Source organism: Endozoicomonas ascidiicola (assembly GCF_001646945.1).
Classification (GTDB): Bacteria; Pseudomonadota; Gammaproteobacteria; order Pseudomonadales; family Endozoicomonadaceae; genus Endozoicomonas; species Endozoicomonas ascidiicola.
Window position 1 is genome coordinate 272,945 of record NZ_LUTV01000004.1, and the last position, 12,500, is coordinate 285,444.

The window sequence follows — 12,500 nt, forward strand, 5'->3', positions numbered from 1 at the left end:
ATGGTGAGGTTCTGATAATCCAGATTGATAGAGGCATTCTGGGGATTGATTCCATTTATCGTGTAGGACTTTAAGCATGAATCGAATAGTTATGGCAAAAAATGATCTGTAATTATACGTCTTGAATCGTTTTTCGTTTCATGCTTCGGATCAATTTATCTGCTCATTTAGAACCGTATGTTTCAAATGAGTTTTGGTTTATAAACGCCAGCAGGAAATCATCAATAGAATAGAGGCCACCAGCTCCACAGAGCCAACACCATAAGCACCGTACTCAGCGAACCACTGAAATCCGGACCAATCACCCAAAACACCGAAGATGTGTTGAGTTTCATAGGCACCAGTGAATTTGAAAAACAGTGATTGAACAAACACGATGGCGATATAAAGGCTTAACGCCCAGCTAAATCCTTTGTAAACCATCTTTGCCTCCTTGCAAATGCGATGATCCGTATTTAGTTCATTAAAGACCAGTTTTTATCCCCGGCTTTAATAAAACTTGGAATATCTTTCAGCCATTTGTTCTGAACGCTTCTGTCGTAGTTTAGATACAATTTATTATCGACTATTTTCCAATACTTAGGATCGCCAGGTGCTCGATATTTTTTCGCAGCCACCGCCCAGGCGCAAAAACCACCGTATTGAGGCATATATTTCTCTGGGTTTTGCTTAAAGAGATTCAAATGCTTTTCAGAAGCGAAATACCATTCCACATCAAGATAAGAGTACTTAAATTTTGGATTGCCTTTTACTGGCTGTCCTTCTGTAAAAAAGGCCACGGTATCGTAACCACTGACCGCTTTTTTACTCAGCCAGCCGGTGTAAATCTGATCATTTGCCGCCAGATTGGTTGCAACGGCAAAGATCCATAGAGATATAATTTTCAACCACTTGTTCATGAGATCCTTCTCCTTATTAGCTATTCTGTGCTCGGATACCGCTTTACCAATGCCTTTTCACGCCACCAGGATTGAACCAGCTGCCGAAGTGACTGGGCAGAGAAGCCGCGCTTACGATTAATAGCACCCAGCTTGAACAAGGTCCGATACTGGAAAAACAGCGTTCTAAATGCTTCTGTTAAAGAGCCCCGACAATCCCAAATATGTGCTGCTTCACTGCTCGCTCCATTTACTTCCAGTATAAAGTAGTCTTTGCCTTTCATCAGAGACTCTATATCTTTGAATCGTATATCAAACCGCCCGTAGTAAAATTCCGTCAGACCATCGCAGACGCTGTCAAACGATTGGGTCATTTCTGAAGAAATAAACTGTCGCCCATCTCTGAAGATACAGCCTCTGCTGTGACTACCGGTAAAAGCCAAACGAAATGGCTGCCCTGCAGGCAATACATCCTGCAACCGGTCAGCATGCCTTGGCAGATAAAGATGCTTGAGCTGCCCTGCTCTGGGATCATTTTCGATGAGCCCTTCCAGAGTCTGTTTACCGTCACCGATGACATACGGTGAATATTTCAGCGTGATTGAGATAATCGTGCCTTTTTTCTCGCCAGGATAGCGAATATAGAAGACACCGGCTTCTGCCTCGTAAGGCACCAGTTGTTGAAAGACAATGCGACCATCTTTCGGAAAGGATGAAACATAAGCGCGCAGTTCATCCTGACTTCGGATCAACTGAACACCAGCGCCTCTGCAACCAATGTCCGGCTTTGCCACTAATGGATAGTCGAGACCGTTTTCTAATATTAAATCGCTGGCTCGCTTTGCACCGTCTTTTGAGCTTTGCCAGTTTTCCAGTAGCACCCAGTTGGCTATCTTTTCTTTTGCCTCACCAGTGGCTTGCGAGAAAATATCTGCTTTCGATTCTCCCACCATTCCACTTAAGGGAATGGTGGGATTCGCGATCAATGGCAAGCCAACCCCTCGGTATCGAATAGCCAACCAAAGCCATTGAATAGCAACTGGAATATAAAACAGATAACCTGGCCAGAATTCAAAAAATGAGATCGGTTTTTTAACAAGCTCCAGCTTTGGCATACCCGGGTGAACTGGTTTTCCCTGTGCAGTTCTTTCTATGAACAGCGCCTGATCTGAGGGCTGATGACGGTGAAATGACGTATCCATATCAAATTCCAGTGATTATTCCATTGTCATCAAGCTACCGCATTCAGAAGAAAAAATCTTTATCGAGATACCTGAATCCGTTTATGAAGGAAAACAATACCCAAAACAAACAAAGGCAATAAAAACCATTTGTAAGCAGATAGTTCAGACCAAAACATGGAGCCAAACCAGTAAAGTGCAAAGAATAAAATCCCGGTCCACACCAATGATGCCATCAACACTAAACCGGCAAACAACTGAAATGAATAGTTGAAATACCCACAAGCTAAATAGGAAGGTAGCCTTAATCCGGGAATGACCCTCACCGTCAGCACGGTATAAACCATACGCTGACGCAGCCATTCATTCGCATTACTTATTTTCTCTTCTGAAAACCAGCGGTTCAGTTGACGACTTAACAGAGGCCATTTTGCCAGCATACGACCAAGACCATATAAACCAAGATCCCCAGAAAAAATACCAATAAACAGCGCCAGAAATGCTAACAGTGGCCCGATAAAGCCATCAATACTCAATAGCGCTGCCGAAATAATGGCAGCATCTTCCAGCACCCATGTCGCAACAACAATTAATACGGCTATAAGTAACGGGTGACTGGTGGTATTTAGAATCTGATCAATCATTTTCTGTCCATTTTTTGAAGCACTTCCTGAATTCAACCATACTTTTTAAATATCAATTCGCCAAATAAGTCGCTCATTACAAAATATGAAATTATTGACATGAATATTCTTGGCTCACCCTGTTTTTCTATTTTTCTCCTGATAAGCCTGCTGCTTATGGATATCTCTATTGCTCAGGCCGATAGTGGCAGCTTTCGCTTAAATATCAAAAAAACCGATCGAATCATTATTCATTTTAAAGAAAATCCTACCAGAGCCAATGCTATCGCTTTTATCAAACAGGGCACCACTGAAGGTGGGTTTGGTGTTGCTTCGGGCAAGCGACGGGAAATTTTTGATATCGGTGCCAACCTTGATATTGAAGACGTGCAAATTCTGGCTGACTCTCTTGAAAAAGATCCTCAGGTGGCCTTTGCTGAACCAGACTTGTTGATGCACTCCATGATGGTTCCAGACGACCCACTTTTTAATGAGCAGTGGCATTTTTTTGAGCAGCAAGCAGGCATCAATCTCCTGGCAGCCTGGGATATATCCACAGGCAACAAAGACATTACCATTGGCGTACCGGATACAGGGTTCACCGAGCACGATGATATTAATGACCAGTTACTGCCAGGCTATGACTTTATTTCAGACCCATGGATGGCCAATGACGGTGACGGCTGGGATAACTCTCCACTAGACACCGGCGACTCTCTTCAGCCCGGTGCCTGCGGCACTAACAACGGTAATCCAGTCCCCACTAATACTCGCAAAAGCAGCTGGCATGGAACCCATGTGATGGGCACGATTGGTGCTTCTGGAAACAACAGCGATGGTGTTGCCGGCGTACTCTGGCAATCCTCCATTCTGCCGTTGAGGGTACTCGGGCGCTGTGGTGGTTATTCTTCAGATATCACTGCGGCCATGCGGTGGGCAGCTGGGCTGCCGGTATTTGGCATGCCAATCAATAAACACCCTGTGAGCGTTTTAAACCTTAGCCTTGGCAGCTCATCCTTAACCTGCCCACAAACTTATCAGAATGCTATTAATGAGATTGTGGCAACCGGTGTCACCATTGTTGTGGCGGCAGGCAACAGTCAACGTAACGCTGCATTAACGACACCCGCCAACTGCGATAATGTCATTGTCGTTGGTGCCATAAATCGTTTGGCTCAGCGAGCCTGGTACTCAAACTACGGCAATAACGTGGATATTATGGCACCCGGTGGTGAAACCAAGATTCAAGGCAATGGTGTTCTATCGCTGTTCAATTCCGGCTTAAATAGCACGGAAGAATCTTCTTACAAAGAATTGCAGGGCACCAGCATGGCAACACCACAAGTCGCTGGTCTTATTGGTTTAAGCGTCGGTATCAACCCGGATCTAACGCCTGCAGAACGAGAAACGTTACTCAAAGCGTCAGCACGTGCTTTTCCTGTCGATAGCAACTGCACAGTATCCCGTTGTGGCGCAGGCATCGTCGATGCTGCCGCTTTTTTGCAGCTTGTGCAGGAAAGTCTGCAAAAAGTTCCACTGCGACGTTGATTATCAGCTAGTTTTTAAAAAGAACCTTAATAGAAAGAACGATTCAGCAGTACGTATCCTTTCAGGAATTCCAATGGAGTGGAGCCTTGAAAAGAACCTATCTTCCTTTACTGCTGAGCGGCGCTATTTCCGTAGCGCCTTTTGCCATCTCTGCTGAAACACCATCTGATGACTCATTATTAGACCTCAGCCTTCAAGAGCTGATTTCTTTGGATGTGCCCGATGTCACTTCGGTATCCAAAAGAAAGCAACGTCTGACAGACTCGCCTGCTGCCGTTTATGTCATCTCCGATGAAGACATAAGAAGAACCGGAGTCACCTCCATTCCAGAAGCTTTGCGAATGGTTCCCGGAATGCAGGTAGCTCGATTGAATAACAACACCTGGTCGATCAGTACCCGTGGCTTCAACTATATCTTTGCTAATAAGCTGTTGGTATTGATTGATGGCAGAACGGTGTATTCACCCCTTTTCTCCGGCGTGAACTGGGATGTTCAAGACACCATGCTGGAAGACATTGCCCGCATCGAAGTAATCCGAGGACCGGGTGCCGCGCTATGGGGCGCCAATGCCGTAAATGGTGTGATCAACATCATCACCAAGCACGCTGCCGATACTCAGGGTGGGTTGTTATCCACAGGGTTTGGTTCAGACGAAAGATTTTTTGGCGCATACCGTTACGGCGGGCAATTTGGTAACGATGGTTACTACAGAGCCTATTACAAGCAGTTTGAGCGGAATAGCATGCTCAACGCTGACGGTAGCGATGCTGACGATGACTGGCACATGCGCCGCTCTGGTTTCAAAGCCAGCTGGCAGCCAACCGGGAGTTCAGAGTGGACGGTTCAGGGAGATATTTATGAAGGTTCAACACAACCATCGCTGAAAATTTTTGATGCCAATGAAGCAGCAGAAGGTGAACAGTTACTAACGGATAAAAGCCGAGATCAAAAAGGCGGCAACCTGATGGTTCATTGGAAAAACAACCATCACTCCGTGCGAGCGGTCTACGATAACTATCAGAATTTTGATTACCGTATCACTGAAAAACGTGATGATTTTGCTCTCGACTACCAAAACAGCTTTGTTCCCGCCAAAGATCTTTTTTTAATCTGGGGACTTGGCTATCGCTCAACCTGGTATAGCGTCGAAGGCACTGATTACATGTACCTGTTGGACGGCAGTGACCGAAAAGTGAACGAGCTCTATAGTGCCTTCATTCAACACGATGTAACCATGGCAAATAATACCGTATTCACATTTGGTTCTCGTTTCGAGCATAACAACTTTACCGGTTTCGAGTATCAGCCAAATATGCGGTTGACATGGACACCGACTGAAAATAGAACCTTTTGGTCTGCAGTTTCCAGAGCTGTAAAAACACCTTCTCTTAGTGAAACTGAGTTACAAACTGTAGGCGTTACATTTAACCTTGAGCCAACAGACGGTATAAACTACATCATTCCTATTGCAGGCAACCCTGAACTGGACTCTGAGAAGTTGCTTGCTCTCGAGTTTGGTTATCGTGAAACATTCACGGATCAGTTTAGAGTCGACTCTACGCTATTTATTAACCACTACGATGATATTCTGGCCTATGTGAGTGCGCCAAACTGTCTCGATGGAGCTACGAATTATGGCGCTGGCTGCACAATCCGTGATCTAACACCAGATACTTCAAATTATCCGCAACGACTCGTTTATCCACTGTCAGAAGGACGACTAATCACTCAGGTTCCAACCATACTTTCTAATGGCATTGATGCAACATCTTATGGTCTTGAAGTAACTGCTGACTGGCAGGCAACCCCATGGTGGAAACTGCAACTTAATTACAGCTTCATTCAGACTGATGCTCATCACCATAAGGAAGATAGCTTTCTGGATCGGAATGAGCAAATCATAGAAGACCTGCCCGCCCAACATAGCGCCAATATTCGCTCCAGCATGAATTTGCCAAATCACTGGCAATTAGATACCTGGATTCGGTACATGGACAACATGACCAACGCAAAAGTCGGTGCCTACACGGCCTTAGATGTAAAGGCGACCAGAACCTTTGAGGACAACCTTGAATTCTCAATCGTAGGACAGAACCTATTCGAAACTCAGCGCAAAGAGTTCGATGAAATTTTCAGTGGTCTTGGAACAACGGAGGTCGAAGCATCATGGTACCTTCAGTTGCGCTGGAAACACTAAACAGGATTGGGAGATAAACGACATGTTGATATTTAAACGCCCTCTCCTGCTTCGCCCACTATTGGCATTGGCATTCGCCTCTGTTTTTTGGGCACCTATATCTGCAGCGAATGAGGCAACGAAAGAAGACAGGGTAAAAGCTGCCATTGTTTTCAAACTGACTAAATTCATTACCTGGCCTGCTAAGAAGCAGACACTTGCCTTATGCGTTATTGGGAGTGGCGGCATTAACAGCGAACTTGCCAAAATTAATCATAAGTTCAGTATGGGCAGGCGCATCTCAGTGACTCATAAAGCGCCGGCAGCTCCTTTGGATAAGCTTTGCGATATGGTTTATGTCCACAACATAAAGAATATCGATGTTGCTACCGTACTGAAAAAACTTCAGAAAAAGCCGGTACTGACCATCAGTGACAATGATGACTTCGCCTTTCAGGGTGGCGTCATTGAATTGTTCAGAACTGGCAGCAAAATCCGTTTTGCCATCAGTAAAGGCTCGACTCGTAATGCAGGGCTATCCATTAGCCCGCAACTGATGAAACTGGCAAAAATTGTTGATTAACCACTATGGTGACTTTCAAGAACCTGCCCATCAAAAAGAAACTTCGTTATGCGATGCTGATGACGACGTATTCTGTCTTGCTGGTCACCTTAAGTGTACAGAGCGTCAGCGAGTACCTGCACTCACGCACGATTATGATCAACAAAATGGAGACATTGATCAACGTCGTTGGCGCCAATGCTCAGGCGGCTTTAATGTTCGAGGACAGCGCCTCAGCTGAAGAACTATTAAATGGTTTTTCCACAACAGAGGAAATTGAAGCCGCTTACCTGTTAAGTGAAAACGGCCAGCAAATTGGTGCCTACTACAAAGATAAAAAGCAGCCATGGGCGTTTACTCTTGAAGATCTCACCCAGCCAGTGACACTGTTTGATCAAGGCAAATTACACGTCTACCGACCTATTTCATTAGATGGCCAGTTTCTTGGAGCCATCTATATCCAGTCAAACCTGAGTGAGCTCTACCTCCACTTAACCCAGATTCTATTTCTGATTCTTATTGCCGCGCTGATTTCATTGGTTCTTGCTGCCTTTCTCAGTGGTCGTTTACAAAAACTTCTGGCCAACCCAATCACTGACTTGGCAGATACTATCAACGAGATCACTGAATACCAACAATATGATCGCCATGTTCAAAAGCTGGATAACGATGAAATCGGGCAGCTTTATGATTGCTTCAATGACATGCTGATGCAGATAAAAGAGCGGGATGACCGGCTGCAACAACATCGGGAAACCCTCGAAGCCACGGTTTCTGATCGAACCCATGAGCTGAAAAAAGCAAATAGAGAGCTGAAGGATAATATCTCTGAGCTTAACAACACCAAAGAATCAGCCCTTGATGCAGCCAAAGCCAAAAGCGCCTTTCTTGCCAACATGAGCCATGAAATCCGCACCCCGATGAATGGCGTTCTCGGCATGTTGGATCTGATGAAAGACACTTCTCTGGATAAATCGCAAAGGGATTTTTTGAATACCGCCTACTCATCAGCAAACTCACTGCTTTCCATCATTAATGACATTCTCGACTTTTCCAAAATTGAAGCAGGAAAGTTGGTTGTTGAGCATATTGATGTGAGCGTCAGTGAAGTGGTTGAAGATGTTTGCGCACTATTAGCAGGAACAGCAAGAGAGAAAGGGCTTGAACTCAGCTGTTATATCGACGTGGATATCCCGCCCATATTAAAAGGTGATCCGGTTCGATTACGGCAGATTTTAACCAATCTTATCGGGAATGCCGTTAAGTTCACAACAGAAGGTGAAATCAGTGTCAGAGTGAACCTGGTAGAGCGCTCTCGATCTATAGCACAGGTGGACTTCACAGTAGAAGACACTGGTATTGGTATAGCCGAGGACAAAATTTCGACACTGTTTAATGAATTCACACAGGCGGATGGAAGCACAACCCGGAAGTTTGGAGGTACCGGACTGGGACTGACTATTTCAAAACAGTTAGTTGAATTAATGAGTGGAGAGATGAATGTAACCAGCACGCAGGGTGAAGGCTCCGCATTCAGTTTTTCATTGGATATGGATATATCCAAAACCCGCAAGGTTCAGAAGTCACAGGTGTATCACGTGCTCGATGGCATGAAGGCTCTGGTTGTTGATGACAACAAGACCAACCGTGAAATCCTTAAGCACTATCTTACTTCCTGGGGGCTTGATCACAGTGAAGCCAACAGCGCTACCTCAGCACTGGAACAATTAAAAGAAGCGGCAACCAATGAGCAACCATTTGAGCTGCTCTTTCTCGACATGGATATGCCGGAAATGGATGGTCTGACATTGTCCAAGCTGATTGAAGATGACAGCCAGTTAAAATCAGTTCGTCGTATTATGTTGAGTTCTACAGGTTTGCTTTCTCAGGCAGAGCTTCAAGATGTTGGTATTTCTGCCTGCCTGAGTAAACCCTTTCGTCAGGCACGACTATTAGATACCACCATGCAGGTGATGCACTATCATCAATCACCGGAGGACAGAAGCATTAAGCCTGTAGAAGAACGACCCATCTTTTCTGATGATATTAAGGTATTACTGGTCGAAGATAACGTGGTGAATCAAAAAGTCGCTATCAGCATGTTAAAGAAGCTGGGGCTGAATAATATTGCTCTGGCCGAGGACGGAAAAATCGCCGTTAACATGAGTGGTAGTTATGCATACGACATTATTCTTATGGACTGCCAAATGCCTGAGATGAGTGGTTATGAAGCCACCGGCGTCATCAGGCAACGTGAAAGAGATCAGCAACTCCCCCGTACACCCATTGTTGCGATGACGGCTAATGCAATGACCGAAGACCGGGAAAAGTGCATTGCTGCAGGCATGGATGATTACATAAGCAAGCCGGTTAAGATTGGACTTTTAAAATCCCAGCTCGAAAAGTGGTTAGTTCAAACTGCATCGGAAACTACAAATAATATGGAGTCATCCACTGACTCACTGGCAACCCGAAGTGCCTCTGAACTGATCGGTGATGATGAGCAAGAGCCTGTCATTGATCAGGCGGTACTGACATCACTGAAAGAACTGATGGAAGATGACTTCTCAATGTTAGTTGACAGTTATAAGGAGGATGCCCCCAAGCTAGCATCGGATATTTTATCTTCATCAAAAGACGCTGATCTCGATGTCTTGGTAAGAGCCGCTCACACATTAAAGTCGAGCAGTAGTAATCTTGGAGCAACGCGGTTGGCCACCATCGCAGCTGACATTGAAAAGGAAGGAAAAGCCAGTAATCTTGATAAAGCTGCTTCTCTTATACTTCCGTTACAATCCGCTCTTGATGAAACAATATCTGCGTTAAATCATTCAAAGTAGGTTTTCAGGCATATCATGTATCGCTAGCTAAACTTTATCATGCTTTCAGCTGATAGAGTTTTCTGATGGACATCCTTTTATTCATTATCCTCCAGTTATTCATTCTGGGTATTTCCGGTTTCATTATCTTTTTTTCTTCCAGAATGCTATCGGGAGTAGAGATTAGTAGCTATCAGGTTGCAATCTTGGTTGCTATGGTCGTGACTTGCCTGAATCTGATTGTAAAGCCTGTACTTCTTATCTTAACGTTACCCATTAACGTGTTAACACTGGGTTTGTTTACGTGGGTAATCAATGCTCTGATTCTGATTATGGCGAGCAAGCTTATTGATGGATTCGAAATTAAGAACTTTGGCTGGGCGATGTTACTGAGCTTGGCTATTGGGGTCTTCAGGCTATTTGCGGGCTTGGCTTTTCCAGTTTGAAACTGGTTTAAATTTAATAGGTCACATAGCAAAAACCCCGAACACGAAGTGCTCGGGGTTTTCACAACCTTGAGCGAACTCAAGGGTAATTTAGTGCCTGACGATGACCTACTCTCACATGGGGAAGCCCCACACTACCATCGGCGATAAGTCATTTCACTGCTGAGTTCGGGATGGGATCAGGTGGTTCTAACTTTCTATGGTCGCCAGGCGTAACCTTTCGTTAACCGTAATCCGCTTTCCGTAGTCCGAAAATGCAGCTCACCGTTAACCTGGAATCCTGTCTTAAGCTGAATCTTGTTCTTGCTAAACACTCTTATTGCCACGGATGGCATGTATGCTAGCAATGCATGCCTACAAGGATGTAGGTAATTAGGGTAACGCATGGAGCAGTTACCGAGGAGCAATTGCTAGTGCTGCGTATGGCTTTGCGGACTACGGTCAACGGACCGCGGTCTACGTCTCAAATCGCTTTGGCGTTATATGGTCAAGCCGCACGAGTCATTAGTATTGGTTAGCTCAATGCCTCACAGCACTTACACACCCAACCTATCAACGTCATAGTCTTTAACGGCTCTTCAGGGGCATCTAGTGCCCAGGGAAGTCTCATCTTGAAGGGGGCTTCCCGCTTAGATGCTTTCAGCGGTTATCCCGTCCGAACATAGCTACCGGGCAATGCGTCTGGCGACACAACCCGAACACCAGTGGTCCGTCCACTCCGGTCCTCTCGTACTAGGAGCAGCTCTTCTCAAACTTCCAACGTCCACGGCAGATAGGGACCGAACTGTCTCACGACGTTCTAAACCCAGCTCGCGTACCACTTTAAATGGCGAACAGCCATACCCTTGGGACCGGCTTCAGCCCCAGGATGTGATGAGCCGACATCGAGGTGCCAAACACCGCCGTCGATGTGAACTCTTGGGCGGTATCAGCCTGTTATCCCCGGAGTACCTTTTATCCGTTGAGCGATGGCCCTTCCATTCAGAACCACCGGATCACTATGACCTACTTTCGTACCTGCTCGAGATGTACCTCTCGCAGTCAAGCTGGCTTGTGCCATTACACTAACCGTACGATGTCCGACCGTACTTAGCCAACCTTCGTGCTCCTCCGTTACTCTTTGGGAGGAGACCGCCCCAGTCAAACTACCCACCACACAATGTCCCCGATCCCGTTTCAGGACCTGGGTTAGAACTCCAATATTGCCAGGGTGGTATTTCAAGRTTGRCTCCACRHKAACTRGCGTCMWCGCTTCAAAGCCTCCCACCTATCCTACACAAGCAACATCAAAATCCACTGTGAAGCTATAGTAAAGGTTCACGGGGTCTTTCCGTCTAGCCGCGGATACGCTGCATCTTAACAGCGATTTCAATTTCACTGAGTCTCGGGTGGAGACAGCGTGGCCATCGTTACGCCATTCGTGCAGGTCGGAACTTACCCGACAAGGAATTTCGCTACCTTAGGACCGTTATAGTTACGGCCGCCGTTTACCGGGGCTTCGATCAAGAGCTTCTCTCACCACCACATTGCTCTCGCTGTCTGCGTTAAAYGWYTYCGCWCRYTCAGTCATTTACTTTTATGTAAACTCCTTCGCTCGCTCCATCATTTGCCTTGCAGCAAAAGCAATCTGGAGGTGAGATAACCCCATCAATTAACCTTCCGGCACCGGGCAGGCGTCACACCGTATACGTCCACTTTCGTGTTTGCACAGTGCTGTGTTTTTAATAAACAGTCGCAGCCACCTGGTATCTTCGACCAGCCTCAGCTTACGGAGCAAGTCCGATCACCAAAGCCGGCGCACCTTCTCCCGAAGTTACGGTGCCATTTTGCCTAGTTCCTTCACCCGAGTTCTCTCAAGCGCCTTGGTATTCTCTACCTGACCACCTGTGTCGGTTTGGGGTACGGTCCCTTTTGACCTGAAGCTTAGAAGTTTTTCCTGGAAGCATGGCATCAATCACTTCAGTTCCGTAGAACCTCGTCATCAATTCTCGGCCTTGAGGACCCGGATTTGCCTGGGTCCCCAGCCTACGATCTTAAACGCGGACAACCAACGCCGCGCTGACCTAGCCTTCTCCGTCACTCCGTCGCAGTCAAAAGGGGTACAGGAATATTGACCTGTTTCCCATCGATTACGTCTTTCGACCTCACCTTAGGGGCCGACTCACCCTGCGCCGATTAACGTTGCGCAGGAACCCTTGGTCTTCCGGCGGGGGAGCTTCTCACTCCCCTTGTCGTTACTCATGTCAGCATTCGCACTTCTGATACC

The 12,500-nt window shown here is 46.1% G+C and carries 9 protein-coding genes and 2 rRNA genes (1 of these 11 cut by a window edge); 5 read left to right on the forward strand and 6 right to left on the reverse strand.

The window, feature by feature from the left end; all coding sequences use genetic code 11:
• Positions 1 to 198: 198 nt before the first annotated feature.
• The 4 genes from AKL11_RS11895 to AKL11_RS11910 are packed head-to-tail and all read right to left on the reverse strand — an operon-like array spanning position 199 to position 2,703.
• On the reverse strand, positions 199 to 423 hold the full coding sequence (locus AKL11_RS11895; protein WP_245673372.1) for a hypothetical protein: 225 nt from the start codon (positions 421 to 423) through the stop codon (positions 199 to 201).
• A 32-nt stretch (positions 424 to 455) separates the two neighbouring features.
• The gene (locus AKL11_RS11900; RefSeq protein ID WP_067517656.1) at positions 456 to 899 is read right to left on the reverse strand and encodes a YHS domain-containing (seleno)protein; all 444 of its coding nucleotides are present in this window, start codon (positions 897 to 899) and stop codon (positions 456 to 458) included.
• 20 nt (positions 900 to 919) lie between these two features.
• Entirely contained in the window at positions 920 to 2,080 is a 1,161-nt protein-coding gene (locus tag AKL11_RS11905; protein ID WP_067517658.1) for an ATP-grasp domain-containing protein, read from the reverse strand.
• A gap of 59 nt (positions 2,081 to 2,139) precedes the next feature.
• Entirely contained in the window at positions 2,140 to 2,703 is a 564-nt protein-coding gene (locus AKL11_RS11910; protein ID WP_067517660.1) for a DedA family protein, read from the reverse strand.
• Positions 2,704 to 2,802: 99 nt separating this feature from the next.
• Here AKL11_RS11910 and AKL11_RS11915 point away from each other — a divergent pair, with 99 nt between their 5' ends.
• From AKL11_RS11915 to AKL11_RS11935, 5 genes are all read left to right on the forward strand, one after another.
• The gene (locus AKL11_RS11915; RefSeq protein ID WP_067517662.1) at positions 2,803 to 4,230 is read left to right on the forward strand and encodes a S8 family peptidase; all 1,428 of its coding nucleotides are present in this window, start codon (positions 2,803 to 2,805) and stop codon (positions 4,228 to 4,230) included.
• 86 nt (positions 4,231 to 4,316) lie between these two features.
• Positions 4,317 to 6,428 carry a TonB-dependent receptor plug domain-containing protein gene (locus tag AKL11_RS11920; RefSeq protein WP_067517664.1) on the forward strand — a complete coding sequence of 704 codons (2,112 nt, stop codon included), beginning with the start codon at positions 4,317 to 4,319 and terminating at the stop codon, positions 6,426 to 6,428.
• Positions 6,429 to 6,450: 22 nt separating this feature from the next.
• Entirely contained in the window at positions 6,451 to 6,990 is a 540-nt protein-coding gene (locus AKL11_RS11925; protein WP_067517666.1) for a YfiR family protein, read from the forward strand.
• A 5-nt stretch (positions 6,991 to 6,995) separates the two neighbouring features.
• Positions 6,996 to 9,809, forward strand: a complete 2,814-nt coding sequence (locus AKL11_RS11930; RefSeq protein WP_067517668.1) for a response regulator — start codon at positions 6,996 to 6,998, stop codon at positions 9,807 to 9,809.
• 65 nt (positions 9,810 to 9,874) lie between these two features.
• Positions 9,875 to 10,234, forward strand: a complete 360-nt coding sequence (locus AKL11_RS11935) for a phage holin family protein (RefSeq protein ID WP_067517670.1) — start codon at positions 9,875 to 9,877, stop codon at positions 10,232 to 10,234.
• Between the two features lie 95 nt (positions 10,235 to 10,329).
• Here the strand turns inward: AKL11_RS11935 and rrf are convergent.
• Both rrf and AKL11_RS11945 read right to left on the reverse strand, forming a co-directional pair.
• A 5S ribosomal RNA gene (gene rrf / locus AKL11_RS11940) occupies positions 10,330 to 10,445 on the reverse strand.
• 272 nt (positions 10,446 to 10,717) lie between these two features.
• Positions 10,718 to 12,500: ribosomal RNA gene (locus AKL11_RS11945) — 23S ribosomal RNA — on the reverse strand (it continues 1,380 nt past the right edge of the window).